The 17,819-nt window shown below is 70.3% G+C and carries 17 protein-coding genes; 2 read left to right on the top strand and 15 right to left on the bottom strand.

The window, feature by feature from the left end; all coding sequences use genetic code 11:
- Positions 1-65: 65 nt before the first annotated feature.
- The 6 genes from BMH31_RS06655 to BMH31_RS06680 form a co-directional block, all read right to left on the bottom strand.
- Positions 66-1,574: a CoA-acylating methylmalonate-semialdehyde dehydrogenase gene (locus BMH31_RS06655; RefSeq protein WP_099724508.1), complete on the bottom strand. Its 1,509-nt coding sequence runs from the start codon at positions 1,572-1,574 to the stop codon at positions 66-68.
- A 258-nt stretch (positions 1,575-1,832) separates the two neighbouring features.
- Positions 1,833-3,083 carry a glycosyltransferase gene (locus tag BMH31_RS06660; RefSeq protein ID WP_099724509.1) on the bottom strand — a complete coding sequence of 417 codons (1,251 nt, stop codon included), beginning with the start codon at positions 3,081-3,083 and terminating at the stop codon, positions 1,833-1,835.
- Positions 3,084-3,176: 93 nt separating this feature from the next.
- A complete protein-coding gene (locus tag BMH31_RS06665) occupies positions 3,177-3,941 on the bottom strand; it encodes an ABC transporter permease (protein WP_099724510.1) in 765 nt (254 codons plus the stop codon).
- Entirely contained in the window at positions 3,938-4,735 is a 798-nt protein-coding gene (locus BMH31_RS06670) for an ATP-binding cassette domain-containing protein (protein ID WP_199068363.1), read from the bottom strand. Before BMH31_RS06670 ends, BMH31_RS06665 begins: the two co-directional genes overlap by 4 nt.
- Before the next feature lie 28 nt (positions 4,736-4,763).
- The gene (locus tag BMH31_RS06675; RefSeq protein ID WP_099724512.1) at positions 4,764-5,627 is read right to left on the bottom strand and encodes a pentapeptide repeat-containing protein; all 864 of its coding nucleotides are present in this window, start codon (positions 5,625-5,627) and stop codon (positions 4,764-4,766) included.
- Between the two features lie 26 nt (positions 5,628-5,653).
- Positions 5,654-5,983, bottom strand: coding sequence for a PadR family transcriptional regulator (locus BMH31_RS06680; RefSeq protein WP_099724513.1), 330 nt, complete (start codon positions 5,981-5,983; stop codon positions 5,654-5,656).
- A gap of 287 nt (positions 5,984-6,270) precedes the next feature.
- Here BMH31_RS06680 and BMH31_RS06685 point away from each other — a divergent pair, with 287 nt between their 5' ends.
- Both BMH31_RS06685 and BMH31_RS06690 read left to right on the top strand, forming a co-directional pair.
- Positions 6,271-6,504, top strand: coding sequence for a heavy metal-associated domain-containing protein (locus BMH31_RS06685; RefSeq protein ID WP_099724514.1), 234 nt, complete (start codon positions 6,271-6,273; stop codon positions 6,502-6,504).
- 80 nt (positions 6,505-6,584) lie between these two features.
- Positions 6,585-9,026, top strand: coding sequence for a heavy metal translocating P-type ATPase (locus BMH31_RS06690; RefSeq protein WP_158234906.1), 2,442 nt, complete (start codon positions 6,585-6,587; stop codon positions 9,024-9,026).
- 117 nt (positions 9,027-9,143) lie between these two features.
- On the opposite strand, the gene BMH31_RS06695 is transcribed toward BMH31_RS06690, so the two are convergent.
- Genes BMH31_RS06695 through BMH31_RS06735 form a run of 9 tightly spaced genes read right to left on the bottom strand, consistent with a single transcriptional unit; the run spans position 9,144 to position 17,770 of the window.
- A complete protein-coding gene (locus BMH31_RS06695; RefSeq protein WP_241898174.1) occupies positions 9,144-10,541 on the bottom strand; it encodes an FGGY-family carbohydrate kinase in 1,398 nt (465 codons plus the stop codon).
- A gap of 26 nt (positions 10,542-10,567) precedes the next feature.
- The gene (locus BMH31_RS06700; RefSeq protein ID WP_099724516.1) at positions 10,568-12,028 is read right to left on the bottom strand and encodes an FAD-binding oxidoreductase; all 1,461 of its coding nucleotides are present in this window, start codon (positions 12,026-12,028) and stop codon (positions 10,568-10,570) included.
- A gap of 56 nt (positions 12,029-12,084) precedes the next feature.
- A complete protein-coding gene (locus BMH31_RS06705; RefSeq protein ID WP_099724517.1) occupies positions 12,085-12,861 on the bottom strand; it encodes an SDR family oxidoreductase in 777 nt (258 codons plus the stop codon).
- Positions 12,858-13,802, bottom strand: a complete 945-nt coding sequence (locus BMH31_RS06710; protein WP_099724518.1) for an NAD(P)-dependent oxidoreductase — start codon at positions 13,800-13,802, stop codon at positions 12,858-12,860. Before BMH31_RS06710 ends, BMH31_RS06705 begins: the two co-directional genes overlap by 4 nt.
- Positions 13,799-14,335 carry a formaldehyde-activating enzyme gene (gene fae / locus BMH31_RS06715; RefSeq protein WP_099724519.1) on the bottom strand — a complete coding sequence of 179 codons (537 nt, stop codon included), beginning with the start codon at positions 14,333-14,335 and terminating at the stop codon, positions 13,799-13,801. Before fae ends, BMH31_RS06710 begins: the two co-directional genes overlap by 4 nt.
- Positions 14,332-15,273 carry a glycine betaine ABC transporter substrate-binding protein gene (locus tag BMH31_RS06720; RefSeq protein WP_099724520.1) on the bottom strand — a complete coding sequence of 314 codons (942 nt, stop codon included), beginning with the start codon at positions 15,271-15,273 and terminating at the stop codon, positions 14,332-14,334. Before BMH31_RS06720 ends, fae begins: the two co-directional genes overlap by 4 nt.
- Before the next feature lie 32 nt (positions 15,274-15,305).
- On the bottom strand, positions 15,306-16,100 hold the full coding sequence (locus tag BMH31_RS06725; RefSeq protein ID WP_199068366.1) for an ABC transporter permease: 795 nt from the start codon (positions 16,098-16,100) through the stop codon (positions 15,306-15,308).
- Position 16,101: 1 nt separating this feature from the next.
- Complete coding sequence (locus tag BMH31_RS06730) at positions 16,102-17,139, bottom strand: ABC transporter ATP-binding protein (protein WP_199068368.1); 1,038 nt, start codon at positions 17,137-17,139, stop codon at positions 16,102-16,104.
- The gene (locus tag BMH31_RS06735; RefSeq protein WP_099724521.1) at positions 17,132-17,770 is read right to left on the bottom strand and encodes an ABC transporter permease; all 639 of its coding nucleotides are present in this window, start codon (positions 17,768-17,770) and stop codon (positions 17,132-17,134) included. Before BMH31_RS06735 ends, BMH31_RS06730 begins: the two co-directional genes overlap by 8 nt.
- Positions 17,771-17,819: the final 49 nt, after the last annotated feature.

Genomic DNA, 17,819 nt, shown 5'->3' on the forward strand with positions numbered 1-17,819 from the left:
CGGGCGGTCCGAGGACCGCCCGCCCGTTCGCGGAGCTCGCCGGCGCGGAGCCGGCGGACGCAGGACTAGTCGTTCTGCGGGAACCCGAGGTTGATGCCGCCGTGGGTGGCGGGATCGAGCCAGCGGCTGGTGACGGCCTTCTCGCGGGTGAAGAACTCGAAGCCGTGCACGCCGTACGCCTTCGCGTCGCCGAACAGCGAGGCCTTCCAGCCGCCGAAGGAGTGGTACGCGACCGGCACGGGGATCGGCACGTTGATGCCGATCATGCCGACCTGGATCTCGCGCTGGAAGCGGCGGGCCGCCCCGCCGTCGTTCGTGAAGATCGCGGTGCCGTTGCCGAACTGGCCCGAGTTGATGAGCTCGACGCCCTCATCGAACGACTTCACGCGCACGACCTCGAGCACCGGTCCGAAGATCTCCTCGGTGTAGGCGCGCGACGTCGTCGGAATGTTGTCGATCAGGGTGGGTCCGACGAAGAAGCCCTCCTCGTGGCCGTCGACCGAGAAGTTGCGGCCATCGACCACGATGGTCGCGCCGTCCGCCTCGGCGATGTCGATGTAGCCCGTGATCTTGTCGCGGTGCACGTCGGTGATGACCGGGCCCATGTCGGGCTCGGGGCTCGACGCGCCGTTGCCGATGTTGAGCTTGCCGATGCGCTCGACGATCTTCGCGATCAGCTCGTCGGCGACGGGCTCGACGGCGAGCACGACCGAGATGGCCATGCAGCGCTCGCCCGCGGCGCCGTAGCCCGCGTTGATCGCCTGGTCGGCGACGAGGTCGAGATCGGCGTCGGGCAGCACGAGCATGTGGTTCTTGGCGCCGCCGAGCGCCTGGACGCGCTTGCCGTTCTTCGACGCGGTCTCGTAGATGTACTGCGCGATGGGGGTGGAGCCGACGAACGAGATCGACTGGACCTCGGGGGCGTTCAGCAGGCCGTCGACGGCGAGCTTGTCGCCGTTGAGCACGGTGAAGACGCCGTCGGGGAGACCGGCTTCCTTCCAGAGCTCGGCCATCCAGAGCGCGGCCGAGGGGTCCTTCTCGCTCGGCTTCACGACGACCGAGTTGCCCGCGGCGATCGCGATGGGGAAGAACCACATCGGCACCATGGCGGGGAAGTTGAAGGGCGAGATGATGCCGACGACGCCGAGGGGCTGCTTGATCGAGTAGACGTCGATGCCGGTCGAGGCGTTCTCCGAGAACGCGCCCTTGATGAGGTGCGGGAACCCGGTCGCGAGCTCGACGACCTCTTGGCCGCGGAGGATCTCGCCCATGGCGTCGGACACGACCTTGCCGTGCTCGGCGGTGATGATCTTCGCGAGCTCGGGCTTGCGCGCGTTGAGCAGCTCTCGGAAGTTGAAGAGCACGGTCTGGCGCTTCGCGATGGAGTACTCGCTCCAGATCTCGTAGCCGCGCTGCGCCGAGGCGATGGCCTCGTCGATCTCGGCCTGGTCGGCGAGAGCGACCTGCGCCTGCACCTGTCCGGTGGCGGGGTTGTAGACGGGGGCGGTGCGGCCGCTGGTCGAGGGGCGGCGTGCGCCATCGATCCAGTGCGGGATCACGGTGGTCTCGGTCATCGCTGTGCTTCCTTCGCGTGCATCGTTGGGTGCGGCTGTTCGTGCGTCGCGCGGCCGGCGCGGCGCATCGTGGGTCGCGGGCGAACCGCGAGCTCCGACGAGTTCGAGCGTAGATCAGTCGGCCCGCCCGCGCAGGGGGCGCGGGGCGGTCTCACGGGGTTTCGCGCCGACTTCCTGACACGGTGTCCGGTGGCTTCGGAGTGGCCGAACACTCTGGCGCGGATCGCTTACCAGGAGAGGGATCGACGCGAGCTGACGTCAGGGACAGTTTGTCCGGTCGAGCAGCGTCCGGTACGCGGCGAGCAGGTGCTCGGCCGAGCGGTCCCAGCCGTGCGCGAGGGCGAATCGGCGAGCCTCCTCGCCCATCCGCTCCAGACGCACGCGATCCCGCAGCAGCACCTCGATCTCGTCGGCCCAGGCCTCCGCGCTCGCGCCGTCGGGCAGCAGCACGCCCGTCACGCCATCGCGCACGGCCTCGCGCAGTCCACCCACCTCGCGGGCGATCACGGGGACCCCCGATGCGGCGGCTTCGAGCGCCACGAGCCCGAAGGTCTCGGTGTGCGAGGGCACGAGCATCAGGTCGGCCTGCCGGATCCGCTCGGCCAGCTCGGTGCGGCGCAGCGCGCCGTCGAACGCGGTCGTCGAGACCATGCCCGCGTCGACCACGGCGGCGTGCAGGGCGCGCGCATAGTCGTCGCCGTCGGGCGGCGGGGCGCCGACGATGCGCAGCACGGGACGGCGCTCGGCGGCGATGAGCGAGATCGCGGCGACGGCGAGGTCGAAACCCTTGAGCGGGTGCAGCCGGCCGACCACGATCACCTCGGGGCGTCCGCCCCGCTCGATCCAGTCGCGCTGTTCGGCGCACTCCGCCGTCTCGCAGGGATGGAAGCGCTCGGTGTCGACGCCGAGCGGCACGACGGCGATGCGTTCGGGGTCGCCGCCGAGGCGCCGCTCGATGGTGCGGCGCTCGGCCTCGCTGACGGCGAGCAGCAGGTCGGCCTCGCGGGCGAGCCGCTGCTCCCCCGCCTCGCGACCCGGTGATTCGGCCCGCTCGCCGTCGCCGAGCGGGCTCTCGGCAGGTGCGGCGATCGAATGGTAGCTCTGCACGAGCGGGATGCTCAGCGCGTGCGCGACGGGCAGCGCGGCGATGCCCGAGAACCAATGCTCGGCGTGCAGCAGGTCGGCGGGGTACGCCTCGAGCTCGGCGGCGAGCGCGCGGCCGAAGTCGTCCATCACGGACTCGTGGTCGCCCTTCGCGAGCAGCCGCGCCGGGCCGGCGTCGAGGTGGACGACCGTCAGGTTCTGACGGGTTTCGACGCGGACGGGCGACTCGGGGTCGGCACGGCGTGTCAGGATCCGGACCTCGTGGCCCGCATCGGCGAGGGCTTCGGCCTGGGCGCGGACCGCGACGTTCATACCCCCCGCGTCCTTCGTCCCGGGGACGTCGAGGGGCGAGGTGTGGAGCATCACGAACGCGATGCGGAGCGCGGGCTGGCGTGAGGTCACCATCCGAGGGTATCGGGCGGGTGAACGCGTCGAACCCCCATCCGGATCGGATGGGGGTTCGACGCGTTCACCCGCGCGGGCCGGTCGACGACCGCGCTACGAGATCTTCTTGCGGTAGATGACGTTCGCCACGACGTAGGCGACGATGAGGATCCCGACCAGCCAGGCGAGCGCGATCCAGATGCTTCCGCCGGCCGGCTGGCCTGCGAACAGCGCCCGGATCGTGTCGACGATCGAGGTGACGGGCTGGTTCTCGGCGAACCAGGCGACGGGGCCCGGCATCGAGGAGGTCGGCACGAACGCCGAGCTGATGAACGGCAGGAAGATCAGCGGGTAGCTGAACGCGCTCGCCCCGTCGACGGTCTTCGCCGACAGGCCCGCGATCACGGCGAGCCAGGTGAGCGACAGCGTGAACAGCACCAGAATCCCGAGGACCGCCAGCCACGCGCCGGGCGAGGCCCCGGTGCGGAACCCCATCGCGAACGCGACGCCGACGACGAGCGCCACCGAGACGATGTTGGCCACGAGCGAGGTCAGCACGTGCGCCCAGAGCACGCTCGACCGCGCGATCGGCATGGACTGGAAGCGTTCGAAGATGCCGCCCTGCAGGTCGAGGAACAGCCGGTACGACGTGTAGGCGATGCCCGACGCGATCGTGATGAGCAGGATCCCGGGCAGCATGTAATTGATGTACGACTCGGAGGATCCGGTGCGGATCGCACCGCCGAGCACGAATACGAAGAGCAGCATGAGCGCGATCGGCGTCACCGCGGTGGTGATGATCGTGTCGGGACTGCGCAGGATGTGGCGCAGCGAGCGCCCGGTGAGCACGCGGGTGTCGCTGAGGGCATGGGCGGTCATTTCGTCGCCTCCTTCTCGGCGTCGGTCGCGGTCGCGGCCGTGGGTCCGACGAGCGCGAGGAAGACTTCCTCGAGCGTCGGCTGCTTCTCGACGTACTCGACCTTCGCCTGCGGCAGCAGCCGCTTCAGCTCGTCGAGCGTGCCGTTCTGGATGATGGTGCCCTCGTGCAGGATCGCGATGCGGTCGGCGAGCTGCTCGGCCTCGTCGAGGTACTGCGTGGTGAGGAGCACGGTCGTACCGCCGTCGGCGAGCGCCTGGACGGTCCGCCACACCTCGATCCGGGCCTGCGGGTCGAGCCCCGTGGTGGGCTCGTCGAGGAAGATGACGGGCGGATCCCCGATGAGGCTCATCGCGAGGTCGAGCCGGCGGCGCATGCCGCCCGAGTACGCGCCGACCCGCTTACCGGCCGCGTCGGCGAGGCCGAAGCGGTCGAGCAGCCGGTCGGCGGTTCCCATCGGGTCGTCGACGCCGCGGAGCCGCGCGATCATGACGAGGTTCTCCCGGCCCGAGAGGATCTCGTCGACCGCGGCGAACTGCCCGGTGAGGCTGATCGCTTCGCGCACGCGGGCCGAGTCGCGGACCGCGTCGAATCCGCCGACGGTCGCGGTGCCCGCGTCCGGCTTCATGAGGGTGCTGAGGATCCGCACGGTCGTCGTCTTGCCGGCACCGTTCGATCCGAGGAGGGCGAAGATGCTGCCGCGGGCGACCTCGAAGTCGACGCCGCACAGCACCTCCTGCTCCTTGAACGATTTGCGCAGTCCGCTGACGCGGATCGCGGGTTCGGTCGCGGTCATGATCCTGTTCCTTTCGACTGCGCCCGGTCTAGTCGACCGTGACGCCGGTGAGATCGGCGCCGAAGCTCTTGAGCCCGGCGTAGGTGAGCTTGTCCATGCGCGCCCCGGTGAAGTCGACCTTGCGGAAGCCGGTGCGGTACTTGCGGCTCCAGCCGCGGAAGGAGACGTCGCGCAGCGTGGCGCCGGCGAACGACGCGCCGGCGAGGCCGGCGTTGTCGAAGCGCACGCTCGTGAGGCGTGCGCCGCTGAAGTCGAGGCCGCTCACGTTGGAGTAGGCGAAGTCGACCCCGACGAAGCTGCAGCCGTCGAACTCGACGTTCGTGAGGTCAGCCCGCTTGAAGCGCACGTCGGTGAGTTCGGACGCGCCGAACCGGGCATTCTTGAGGGCCGAGGTGCTGAAGTCGGTGCGCACGAGGATCGCGCCGACGAAGCTCGCGCCGGTGAGGTCGCTCGTGGTGAGCACCGCATCGGTCAGGTTCGCCCGATCGAAGTTCGCACCGGCCATGTCGCTGCTCTTGAAGGTGCTGCCGGCCAGATCGGCCCCGGTGAAGTCGGAGCCCTTCATGGCGCTGGCCGAGAAGGTGCCCTTGCGCACGGTCACGCCGGCGAAGTCGCTGCCGGTCAGTTCGCTCGCGTTGAATCGGGTCGCCATCTGGCGCTCCAGGGTGACGGTCATGTCGCTCATCTCTCTCACGGTCTCTTCGATATCGCCGATGCTGTCGAAGGTGGCTTCGAGCGCTTCGGCTTCGCTCGTGCCCGATGCGACGAGCTCGCGGTAGCGATCCTGGAGGTCGGCGTGGAGGTCCGACTTCAGTTCGTCGATGCTCTTCGCGCCCTCGTGGGCGGCGAAGAGGGCGTTCACATGCTCGGTGATCTTGTCGTTGGTGCTCATGGGTGATCCGTTCCGATCTCGTTCGTTCACAGCAGCCGGTCGAGCACGCGCTTCGCGTGCTCCCAGTTGCTCTTGTTCTGTTCGTAGGTGCCGCGTCCCTTGTCGGTGATGCGGAAGTACTTGCGACGTCCGCCCTGCGACTCGTCGCCCCAGTACCAGGTGATGTCCCCGTCGTGCTCGAGGCGGCGCACGCTGGAGTACATGGTCGCCTCCTTCAGTTCGTACTGCCCATCGGACTGCTCGGCGATCAACTTGACGATCTCGTAGCCGTACCGATCGGCGCCCAGGAGCTGACGCAGGATCATCGTGTCCGCGTGCCCCCGCAGCAGGTCCGAGGTGACTGTGCTCGTTGCCATGGCCTCTCCTTCCGGTCATGAAGAATGTACGTCCAAGTACTGTGCCTGTCAAGGTACTCGTTTGGCAAAGGTACTTCGGCGGGTCCGGATCCCTGACGCCGCCTCGATCTCGGCGCGGAGAATTCTTCGTCGACCGGGTTGCGCCATATACCCCTCAGGGGTATGGTTGCGTTCAGATACCCCCACTGGGTATTGCGGCGACACGGACGGGGTTCCACGTGAAACACGCGTCCGTCCCGCCGGAAGTTCTCCGACCGAACGGTCGACGCACTCCGAGGAGCATCCCGATGAGCACCCCCACCGACACCGCCGCCACCCGCACCGAGTTCACCGTCACCGGCATGACCTGCGGGCACTGCGAGGGCGCGATCACGCGCGAGGTGAGCGGGATCCCCGGCGTCACGGACGTCGAGGTCAGCGCTCAGACCGGCCGCCTCGCCGTGACCGCGCAGGGCCCCGTCGACGCCGCAGCCGTGCTGGCCGCCGTCGACGAGGCCGGATACTCGGCCACCGCGGCCTGACCGATCCGAATCGTCGCGGGGCGCCGTAGTCGACGTCCCGCGACCCCGGCACAGCATCAGAGCAGAAAGCGAGCAGCAGCATGACCCCCACACCGGACCCGCTGGTCCTGGACATCGGCGGAATGACCTGCGCATCGTGCGCCAACCGCATCGAGAAGAAGCTCGGCAAGATCGAGGGCGTCGAAGCGAGCGTCAACTACGCCACCGAACGGGCGACAATCCGCCCGTCGGCCGGTGCGGATCCCGCGGCGAGCGCCGAACTGCTCGCCGATCCGGAACGCTTCGTGCACACGGTCGAGGATCTCGGCTATCGCGCCTCGGTGCGGCAGACCGCGGTCCGGCCGGCACCCGCCCAGACGGCCCCCGCCGCACCGACGCACAGTTCCGGCGCCGACGGGCACGCTCCCGACGGGCATCGCGATCCGCACACCGGCCACGACATGGCGGGGCACTCGGGCGGCGACATGGCCGGGCACGATCACGGCCTCTCGTTCGCCGAGGGGGCGAAGGAGGCCGACGACGCCGAACTCCGCGACCTGAAGCACCGCCTCATCGGATCCGTGATCCTCTCGGTCCCCGTGATCCTCATGGCGATGATCCCGGCGCTGCAGTTCACCAACTGGCAGTGGCTCTCGCTGGCGCTCGCGGCGCCCGTGATCACCTGGGCGGCCTGGCCGTTCCACCGCGCGACCTGGATCAACCTCAAGCACGGCGCCGCCACCATGGACACGCTCGTCTCGGTCGGCACGGGCGCCGCGTTCCTCTGGTCGCTCTACGCGCTGTTCTTCGGCACGGCGGGCCACCCCGGGATGACCCACGGCTTCGAGCTGACCGTCTCGCCCGGCTCCGTCGACGGGGCGGGCAACATCTACCTCGAGGTCGCGGCGGGCGTGACCATGTTCATCCTCGCGGGCCGCTACTTCGAGAAGCGCTCGAAGAAGCAGGCCGGCGCCGCGCTCCGCGCGCTCATGGAGCTCGGGGCCAAGGAGGTCACGGTGCTGCGCGCGGGCGACGGCGGCGAGACCGAAGTGCGGATCCCCATCGAGGATCTGCGCACGGGCGACCGGTTCGTCGTGCGGCCGGGCGAGAAGATCGCGACCGACGGCGTCGTCGAATCCGGCGCGAGCGCCGTCGACGCCTCGATGCTGACCGGTGAGTCCGTGCCGGTCGAGGTCGCCCCGGGCGACGCCGTCACCGGTGCCACGGTCAACACGAGCGGCCGCCTCGTGGTCCGCGCGACGCGCGTCGGCTCCGACACGCAGCTCGCTCAGATGGCGCGCCTCGTGGAGGATGCCCAGTCGGGCAAGGCCGCCGCGCAGCGACTGGCCGACCGCATCTCGGGCGTCTTCGTCCCGATCGTGATCCTCGTCGCCATCGGCACCCTCGTCACCTGGCTCCTGATCGGCGCAGCTCCGGCCGCCGCCTTCACCGCGGCCGTCGCGGTGCTGATCATCGCCTGCCCCTGCGCCCTGGGCCTCGCGACGCCGACCGCGCTGCTGGTGGGCACGGGCCGAGGCGCCCAGCTCGGGATCCTCATCTCGGGTCCCGAGATCCTGGAGTCGACGCGCAGGGTCGACACGATCGTGCTCGACAAGACGGGTACGGTGACGACCGGTCGCATGGCGCTCGCCGAGGCGATCCCCGCGGCCGGCGAGGATCGCGCCGAACTGCTCCGGATCGCGGGCGCGCTCGAGGCCGGATCAGAGCACCCGATCGCCGAGGCGATCGCCGCGGGCGCCCGTGAGGCCGACCCGCGGCTCCCCGAGGTCGAGTCGTTCCAGAACGCCCCGGGCACGGGCGCGAGCGGCGTGGTCGACGGCCGAGCCGTCCTGGTGGGCCGCGAGGCGCTGCTCGCCGACTGGGCGGCCGCGATCCCCGAGGAGCTCGCGGCGGCGAAGGCGGCCGAGGAGGCGAAGGGCCGTACCGCGGTGCTCGTCGCCTGGGACGGTGTCGCACGCGGCGTCGTCTCGGTCTCCGATCGGGTGAAGCCGACGAGCGCGGAGGCGATCCGGCAGCTGCGGGAGCTCGGACTCGAGCCCGTTCTGCTCACCGGCGACCACGAGACGGTGGCCCGCGAGGTGGCCCGCGAGGTCGGCATCGACCGCGTGATCGCCGGCGTGATGCCGGCCGACAAGGTCGAGGTCGTGCGCGGCCTGCAGGCCGAGGGCAAGCGGGTCGCGATGGTCGGCGACGGCGTCAACGACGCCGCCGCGCTCGCGCAGGCCGACCTGGGTCTCGCGATGGGCACCGGCACCGACGCGGCGATCGCGGCGGCAGACATCACGCTCGTGCGCGGCGACCTCATGGGCGCCGTCGACGCGATCCGACTGTCGCGCCGCACCCTCGGCACCATTTACGGCAACCTGTTCTGGGCCTTCGCCTACAACGTGGCCGCGATCCCGCTGGCCGCGCTGGGCCTGCTCACCCCGATGATCGCGGGCGCCGCGATGGCGTTCTCGAGCGTGTTCGTGGTCGGCAACAGCCTGCGGCTGCGCCACTTCCGCAGCGTGACGAAGGGCTAGGCGGCCCGGCCACCCGTCCGTCCCCCGTCTGCGTCGAGGTGCCCCGTGTTGCGGTTCTGATCACGCAGCACCGCGGCGCGGGGCACCTCGACGCACGACGATGCGGCGCGAACCCGCTCAGGCGAAGAGCTCGCGCACGCGCGGGATCACGCGTTCGTAGTCGGCGCGCACGGTGCGATACGCCTCGACGAGCTCGGGCTCCGGTTCGACCAGTTGCCCGGGCCGCACCATGGCCGCCACCGCCGCGTCCCAATCCGGGTGCAGCCCGATCGCGACCGCCGCCGAGACCGCGGCTCCGACGCCCGCGGCGTCGGCGATCCCGGGCCGTCGCACCGGCCGGTCGAACACGGCGGCCAGGATCCGGAGCATCAGCTCGGAAGCTGCCCCGCCCCCGGTCACGACGACCTCGCGCAGCTCGCGGCCCTGGGCCTCGACGAGCGCGCGACAGCTGCCCCCGACCGTCACCGCGAGGGCCTCGAGGATCGCACGGAACACGTGTCCGCGGCCCTGGGTCCCGTCGAAACCGACGATGGCCCCGCGGCGTTCGGGCGCATCGCTGGGCGCGAGCCAGTCGAGGGAGACGATCAGTCCGCCGCTGCCGGGAGGCACCGACTCCGCCTCGCGACCGAGCTCCGCCTCGCTCGGCGCAGCCCCCGGCTCGCGCCCCGCCCCGAGAAGCTCGCGGAACCAGCTCACCGTCCACATGCCGCGGCGGACCCCGGCGCACTCCACCAGGTAGCTGCCGGGCTCCGCCCCGAAATTGACCCAGGCCTCGGAGAGCGGCGGTTCCGCCCGCTCGCTGAGCGTCATGCCCGAGACGTAGGTGCCGAGCGAGATGAGCGCCCGGTCGGGCTCTCGGAGCCCCGCGCCCAGGGCCTCTACCGCCTTGTCGTTCGAGGTCGCGACGACGGGCAGCCCCTCGGGCAGGCCGGTCGCGGCCGCCGCCGCCGCCGTCACACCGCCGAGGATCGTGCCCGGAGCGACGAGGTCGAACAGCATCTCGCGCGGCATCCCGGTACGCACGAACGCCTCCGGGTCCGCGCTCCACGTCCAACGCTCCGGGTCCACGGGCCAGACCCCCTGCGCGTTGCCGGCGGTGTCCCGGCGCTCTCCCGTCAGCCGGAAGCCGAGGTAGCCCGACGAGGTCGTGAGGTACCGCGCATCGACGGGCGATTCCGCAGCCGAGTGCGGGCGGGACAGGCGTTCGTCCATCCAGCTCATGACCGGCTGCGCGAGCGACCCGTCCTCCCGCAGCACAGCGCGGCAGAAGCGGATCGTGCAGAGCCCGACGCCGACGATCTCGGCTGCGTCTCCCCCGGCATCCGCGAACGCCGTCAGCACCGCCCGCACGGTCGCCGCGAGCGAATCCCAGAGATCATCGTCCGGGTGCTCCCAGCGCCCCGGCCCCGGCGACGCGTACGGGCGGAGCGCCCGCTGCGCGCTCGCGCGCAGGACCCCGCGCGCGTCGAACACCGACACCTTGGTGCTCTGCGAGCCGCCGTCGATAGCGATCACGCAGGGTCCCGAACCCACGCCCGGCCCTACGCGATCGGGAAGACGGTGCCGAGGTTCATGATCCCGTTGGGATCGAACTGGCGTTTGAGGCCCGCGAGCAGCGGGTAGGCCGTGCCGTGCTCCTCCAGGGTCCACGGGGTGCGGTACTTGCCGATGCCGTGGTGGTGCACCATGGAGCCGCCCAGTCGCAGCGCCTCCTCGACGATGATCGCGTTGAGCGGCACGTGGTACTCGGCGATCTCCTCGCGCGGCTCGCAGTCGATCCGATAGTCGTAGACGAAGTAGAGGTTGGTCCCCGTCTGGTAACTGTGCGAGGAGTGCGCGCCGAGCATGGTGAGGTCGGCCTCGCGCAGGAACTCGGTGCGGACGCGGTGCATCACGGACTCGAACAGCTCGCGGACCCCCAACCAGCCGATGGAGACCTCGGTCGTGTACCCGAGGTGCGCGGTCTCGAGCATGGTGCGCTTCTCGGCGTCGATCTTGTCCTGCCCCCAGTTGAGCCCGTCGAACCAGGCCTCGACGAGCGCCGGGTCCACCGGCTCGTGCGGGATCCCGGCGAAGATCCGTTCCACGCCCTCGGCCGTGGCATCGGCGATCGCCTGCGGTCCCTCGGCCACGACCACCACCACGGCCCGGCCGCCCGCGAAGTGGGCGAAGTGCTGGGCCGCGTCCTCCTCCGAGTAGGCGCGAGCGACCGAGGGCCGATAGCCCTCGACGATGATCTCTCGGAGGCCCTCGACGCCCGCAGGCAGGGACTCGACGAGGAATCCGAGGAATCGCAGGTGCTCCGGCCGGTGCCGGAAGATCTTCACGGTGACCTCGGTGATGAAGCAGAGCGCCCCCTCGTTGCCGATCACGATGTGGCGGATGTCGGGCCCGGCCGCGCGCCGCGGCACGTTCTTGATGCGCCGCACCGCGCCGCCGGGAAACACCGCCTCGAGCCCCATTGTGAGGTCCTCGATGCCGCCGTAGAGGGTCGAGAACTGACCGATCGAGCGCGTCGCCACGAGCCCGCCCATCTGCGCGATGGGCTTCGACTGGGGCGAGTGCCCCGTCGTCAGCCCGCGCGCGCGCAGTTCGTCCTCGAGGCGCTGCAGCGGCACGCCGCACTGCGCGGTCGCCGTCATGTTCACCGGATCGATGTCGAGGATCGCGTCCATCTGCGAGCCGTCGAGCACGATCGTGTCGTCGACGATCGTCTCGAGTCCGCCCTCCGTCGCGGTGCGGCCGGTGCGCGGCACCACGTTGATGAGGTGCTCGTCGGCGAAGGCGAGCACGCGCGCGACGTCCTCGGTCGAGCGCGCCAGCACGATCGCGGCCGGGATCGGGCCGTCGAAGATGCCGTGCACCGCCGTGTACTTCTTGAAGCGGTCGACGCTCGCCTCGCGCAATTCCTGTTCGTCGGTGACGATCTGCTCGGGCGTGAGGAGCCGCTCCAGACGGGCGACGATCTCGGAGCGTTCGAGCGGCGATCGGGATGCAACCATGGCGTTCGGGATCCTGTTCTCTCGGGTGTGGTCGGTTCGAATCGGGCGGGCGCGGGTCAGCGCACGAGGTAGCCGCCGTCGACGGTCAGCACGTGGCCGTTCACGAAGTCGGAGGCGCGGCTGGCGAGGAAGACGGTGGCGCCCATGAGGTCGGCGATGTCGCCCCAGCGCGCGGCCGGGGTGTGGTCGATGATCCGCCGGTTGCGCTCGGGGTCCGAGCGGGTCTCCTCGGTGATGGAGGTCTTGAAGTAGCCGGGAGCGATGGCGTTCACCTGGATCCCGTACCCGCCGAGCTCGTCGGCGTAGGCCCGGGTGAGCCCCGCGATCCCGTGCTTCGTCGCCGCGTAGGCCGGCGAGCCGAGGCCGCCGAGGAACGCGAACAGCGACGCGATGTTGATGATCTTGCCCGAGCCCTGCGGGATCATGGCTTTCGCGGCCTCGTGGCTCATCTCGAACGCGCCGGTCAGATTGACGGCCATCATTGGGTCCCACAACTCACGGCCGAACTCGACGACGTCGGCAATGCGGCTGATCCCGGCGGAGTTCACCAGGATGTCGACGCCGCCGAGCTCTTCGACGCACCGGGCGACCGCGGTGCGGGGCGCCCCGGGAACGGTGATGTCGACCGCGAGCTCCGCGTACCGCACGCCCTCGGCCCGCACGAGCTCGGCGGTCTCGCCGTCGTCGTCGTGCAGCCCGGGCACGAAGACATCCGCGCCGGCCTTCGCAAGCGCCAGGGCGAAGCCTTGGCCGAGCCCGCGATTGCCGCCGGTGACGATCGCGCGACGCCCCGCGAGCGAGAACAGGTCGAGCGAGAAGTCGGTGATGTTCACGCCGCGGCCCCGATTCCCTCGGCCGCGCCCTCGAGCCGCAGCTCGCGCCCCAGCAGCTGTTCGTAGAGCCGGAACGGCGTCATCTCGCCGGCACGGTCGCCGTAGCTGGCCCGCGCCCGGCGGAACACCTGCTCGACGAGCGAGGACAGCTCGACGGGGACGCCGACCGAGCGCGACAGGTCGACCGACAGGCCGAGATCCTTGCAGGCCAGGGCGATCGCGAAGCCCTCGTCGTAGTCGCCGTGCGCGAGGATCGAGAGCACATCGCGCTCCACGAACGCGCTGTTCGCCGGGCTCGCGATGAGCGATTCCCGCAGCACTCCGAGGTCCACGCCGGCGGCGACGCCGGTCGCGAGCACCTCGGCGGTGGCGACGAGGTGCGAGAACCAGAGCTGGTTGATCATGAGCTTGACCGCGTAGCCCGCACCAGCGCCGCCCACGTGCAGGATCCGCTCGGGGTCCCCCATCGCCTCGAGCACCGGGCGCACCCGCTCGACGTCGGCGGCCTCGCCTCCGACGAAGATCTGCAGCATCCCGTTCGCCGCCCCGACCGACATCCCGCTGACGGGGGCGTCGAGGATCCGCAGCCCGCGTTCGGCCGTGGCCGTGCGGATCCGTTCGACGACGTCGGGCACGGAGGTCGACATGTCGATCCAGGTGCCCCCGTCGGCGATCCCGGCGAGGATCCCGTCGGGCCCTTCGGCGGCGTCCGCCACGTGCCGCGGGGTCGGCAGCATCGTGATCACGAGGTCGCTCGACCGGGCGACCTCGGCGGCGGTATCGGCCCAGACCGCACCGCCGGCGACCAGCTCGGCCGCGGCCTCGCGGCGCAGATCGCTGACGACGAGCGGGAACCCGGCGGCCTGCAGGTTGCGGGTCATGCCCGAGCCCATGCTGCCGAGCCCGATGAACCCGACGGTGGGCAGTGGAGTGTCGTTCATGCTGAGAGCGCGTCCTTCGGCGTGTAGAAGGGGTTGGAGGGGGTGTCGCGGGCAGCCAGCACCTCGTCGAGCGCGGGCAGGCCCGCGGCTCCGTTCGCCAGTGCGGTGCGGGTCGCCTCGCGGTTGTTGCGGTAGATCTGCTCGGCGTCGTCGGCACCCGGGTTCACCCAGACGGCGGCGATCAGCGCGTGCGTGTCGGCGTGCCGGGCCGGGATCGTGCCGGCTGCCACGGCGTCAGCCACCCCGGCAGCGACCCCCGCCTGCGCCGGTCCCCAGATGTGCGTGCCGTGGGCATCGGTCTCGGGGGCGGCCTTCGTCACGAAGAGCGTGAGCGGCTTCACGGGGAGCGAGGGGCGGAGCACCGCGACGAAGGGCACGTGGCCCTGGCTCGGCGAGGCGAGGGCCGTGGCCCACGCCGCGCCCGTCGGCCCGTCTCGGTGGCCGAGCACGGTGTTGATGTGCGCGGCGTTCACGCCGGATCCGACGAAGCTCTCGCCGATCTGCACGGCTGCGGACTCGGACTCGGTGCTCACTTGATCAGCCCCTCGTCCTCGAGCCACTCGATGGCGACGTCCTGCGGGTCCTCGCCGTCGACGTCGACCTTCGCGTTGAGCTTCTGCATCACCTCGGTGGTGAGCTTGGGGCTGACCTGGCCGAGCACGTCCGCGATCTTCGGGTACTTCTTCAGCGTCGACTCCTTGAGGGTGAAGCCGCCCTGATAGCTCGGGAAGAACTGCTTGTCGTCCTCCATCACGGTCAGCTTCAGGGCCGGGATCCGGCCGTCGGTCTGGAACACCTCGCCGAAGTTGCAGTCGGTGCCCTTCTGCGTCGCGGTATAGATCACGCCGGTGTCGAGCATCTTCACGTTCGAAGCCGGTGCATCGAAGCCGTAGGCCTTGGTGAGCCCGGGCCAGCCGTCGTCGCGCGTCGAGAACTCGCTCTCGATGCAGAAGGTCTGGTCGGCCTGCGGCAGCTTCGCGACGTCGCTGAGCGTCTTCACGCCGAGCTTCTCGGCCTCGCTCGAGCGGATCGCGAACGCGTAGGTGTTGTTGAACGGCGCCGGCTTCAGCCATGCGATGCCCTTCTTCGCGTCCGCTTCCTTCACCGCGGTGAACTGCTCGTCGACGCCCTTCACCGGCGACGTGTTGCCGTTGTAGGTGATCCACGAGGTGCCCGTGTACTCCCAGTAGCCGAGGAACTGGTCGTTCTCGAGCGCCTGCCGAACGTTGGCGGACCCGACGAGCTTGGTGTTCGCCTTCACGTCCGCACCGTGCGCGTTGAGCAGCTCCGTGGTGATGTGGGCGAGGATGTACTGCTCCGAGAAGTCCTTGGAGCCGATCTCGCCGGTCAGCCCGGCCAGCTCCTGGTCTCCTCCGCCGGATCCTCCGGAGGATGAGGAGCATCCGGTGAGGGCGAGGGCGCCCGCGGCGAGCAGCGCCGCCGCGGCGAATCCGATTCTGCGAGTGTGCATGGGTGGTTCCTTTCGGGTGACGGGATCGGGCCTCAGAGGCCCTTCGGACGGACGACGTCTTCGATGACGCCGGCGACCCAATCGATGAGGATGGCGATGCAGGCGACCAGCACGGCGCCCACGAGGAGGACGGGATAGCGCTGCAGCTTCAGGCCGTTGACGATCATGTCGCCGAGGCCGCCCGCGTTGATGAAGGTCGCGACGGTCGCGACGCCGACCGCGAAGACGAGCGCGGTGCGCAGGCCGGCGAGGATCACGGGAGAGGCCAGCGGCAGCTCGATGCGGCGCAGCACCTGCCCCGAGGTCATGCCCATGCCGCGGGCGGACTCGCGTACGCTCGGATCGACCTGGGCGAGGCCCGTGATCGTGTTGCGCAGCACCGGCAGGAACGAATAGATCACGAGCGCGAGCAGCGCCGTCGCGAACCCGGTCTGCCAGACGATCGCGAGCAGGATCACGACGCCGATGGCCGGGGTCGCCTGGCCGATGTTCGCGAGCCCGATCACGATCCCGCGGAACACCCGCGAACGCGATCGGCTGACGGCGATGCCCGCCGGGATCGCGAGCACGGCGACGAGGACGGCGGCCAGCACCGAGAGGACGAGGTGCTCGCCGATCCGGGCGACGATGTAGCCGGGGTTCAGCGTGCGGGACTCGATCGAATCGAGCTGCAGGCTGCCGACCCAGAGGAACAGCGCGAGCAGCACGCCGACCACAACGAGGAGCGGGACGCAGCGGCGCAGGATCCTGCGCCCGCGACCGCTCGGTGCCGCGGGGATCGTGCCGATCAGCGCGGTCGGCGACGGAGTGATCTGCGGGGCGGACACGTCACGCCCTCCCGCGCGCGGCCCCGGGTGCGCTCGCGCCGAGCACGTCCGAGATGGCCGCGTGATCGATCGAGCCGACGATCCGATCCCCGTCGAGGACGTTGATGCGCGGAGCCCCAGTGACGACCAGCCGGTCGAGCGCCTCGCGCAGGGAGTCCCGCACGCCGATCGTCTGCGGCGGGGCGTCTCCCGCCGCAGCGCCGAGCGCAGCCTCCGACACCGGCATGAGCGCGAGCCGCTTGAGGGCGGCGCCCTGGCCGATGAACGAGCTCACGTACTCGCTGGCGGGGTTCGCCAGGATGTTCGCAGGGGTGTCGAACTGCTCGATCCGGCTGCGCTCGCCGAGCACCGCGATGCGGTCGCCCATGCGGATCGCCTCCTCGAAGTCGTGCGTGACGAAGATGATCGTCTTGCCGATGTCCTCCTGCAGGCGCAGGAACTCGGCCTGCAGCTTCTCGCGCGTGATCGGGTCCGTCGCGCCGAACGGCTCGTCCATGAGCATCACCGGCGGGTCGGCGGCGAGCGCCCGGGCGACGCCGACGCGCTGCTGCTGGCCGCCGGAGAGCTGGCGGGGGTAGCGGTTCGCGAAGACGCCGGGGTCGAGCTGCACGGTCGTCAGGAGCTCCTCCACCCGCTCCGCGATGCGGGCCTTCGACCAGCCGAGGAGCTTCGGCACGGTCGCGATGTTCTCGGCGATGGTGAAGTGCGGGAACAGGCCGATCTGCTGGATCACGTAGCCGATGTGCCGTCGCAGTTCGTTGCCGTCGAGCGAAAGCACGTCGTTGCCGCCGATCCGGATCGATCCGGAGGTGGGCTCGATGATCCGGTTGATCATTTTCATCGTGGTGGTCTTGCCGCAGCCGCTGGGGCCGACGAACATGATCAGCTCGCCGGGGTCGATTCGCATCGAGAACTCCTCGACCGCGGCGACCTGCTGCCCGGGGTACTGCTTGCTGACTCGGTCGAGTTCGAGGTCGACGCCGCCCTGATGCGAGGCGAGCGCCGAGAGGATTCCGGTGTTCGTGGTGGGTTCAGGCACGGAGCCCCCTTGAGGTCGTGAAGCGGGAGATGAGGACGAAGAGACCGTCGAGCGCGAGCGCGAGCAGGATCACGACGACGGTTCCGGTGAGCGCGTAGTTGAGCGCGTTCTTGGACCCCAGCGAGGAGAGGCCCTTGAAGATGTACTCGCCGAGACCGGGTCCGGCGACGTAGGCGGCGATCGCGGCGATGCCGACCGTGAGCTGCGCGGCCACGCGCACTCCGGTGAGGATCACCGGCCAGGCGATCGGCAGCTGCACGGTGAGGAGCACCCGCGAGGATCCCATTCCGACGCCCCGCGCCGCTTCGAGCACCGAGACGGGCACTTCCCGGAGCCCGACGACGGTGTTGCGCACGATGGGCAGCAGCGAGTAGAAGACGAGCGCGACGACGGTGGGGAGCCAGCCGAGGCCGAGCACGGGGCTCAGCAGTGCCAGCAGCGCGAGCGAGGGGATCGTGATCGCGACTGCCGAGGCGGTGAGTACGGCGGAGCGCGCGAACCGGCGATCGCGCACGGCGATGCCGAGTGCGATGCCGATGATCATCGCGAGCACGAGCGAGATCAGCACGACGACCAGGTGGTCGATCGTGAGCTGCACGATGTCTTCGCCGCGTCGGCGGAGGAAGGTCATGAGGCCTTCCCAACTGAATCCGGTCAATGGAATCCACTCCTGTCTCGTC

The sequence above is a fragment of the Leucobacter sp. OLIS6 genome (assembly GCF_002752355.1).
Taxonomy (GTDB): Bacteria; Actinomycetota; Actinomycetes; order Actinomycetales; family Microbacteriaceae; genus Leucobacter.

What these genes read in the sequence shown, in the direction of transcription:
- BMH31_RS06655 (WP_099724508.1), bottom strand. Translation starts at nt 1,574, where the DNA reads ATGACCGAGACCACCGTGATCCCGCACTGGATCGATGGCGCACGCCGC.
- BMH31_RS06660 (WP_099724509.1), bottom strand. Translation starts at nt 3,083, where the DNA reads ATGGTGACCTCACGCCAGCCCGCGCTCCGCATCGCGTTCGTGATGCTC.
- BMH31_RS06665 (WP_099724510.1), bottom strand. Translation starts at nt 3,941, where the DNA reads ATGACCGCCCATGCCCTCAGCGACACCCGCGTGCTCACCGGGCGCTCG.
- BMH31_RS06670 (WP_199068363.1), bottom strand. Translation starts at nt 4,735, where the DNA reads ATGACCGCGACCGAACCCGCGATCCGCGTCAGCGGACTGCGCAAATCG.
- BMH31_RS06675 (WP_099724512.1), bottom strand. Translation starts at nt 5,627, where the DNA reads ATGAGCACCAACGACAAGATCACCGAGCATGTGAACGCCCTCTTCGCC.
- BMH31_RS06680 (WP_099724513.1), bottom strand. Translation starts at nt 5,983, where the DNA reads ATGGCAACGAGCACAGTCACCTCGGACCTGCTGCGGGGGCACGCGGAC.
- BMH31_RS06685 (WP_099724514.1), top strand. Translation starts at nt 6,271, where the DNA reads ATGAGCACCCCCACCGACACCGCCGCCACCCGCACCGAGTTCACCGTC.
- BMH31_RS06690 (WP_158234906.1), top strand. Translation starts at nt 6,585, where the DNA reads ATGACCCCCACACCGGACCCGCTGGTCCTGGACATCGGCGGAATGACC.
- BMH31_RS06700 (WP_099724516.1), bottom strand. Translation starts at nt 12,028, where the DNA reads ATGGTTGCATCCCGATCGCCGCTCGAACGCTCCGAGATCGTCGCCCGT.
- BMH31_RS06710 (WP_099724518.1), bottom strand. Translation starts at nt 13,802, where the DNA reads ATGAACGACACTCCACTGCCCACCGTCGGGTTCATCGGGCTCGGCAGC.
- BMH31_RS06720 (WP_099724520.1), bottom strand. Translation starts at nt 15,273, where the DNA reads ATGCACACTCGCAGAATCGGATTCGCCGCGGCGGCGCTGCTCGCCGCG.
- BMH31_RS06735 (WP_099724521.1), bottom strand. Translation starts at nt 17,770, where the DNA reads ATGACCTTCCTCCGCCGACGCGGCGAAGACATCGTGCAGCTCACGATC.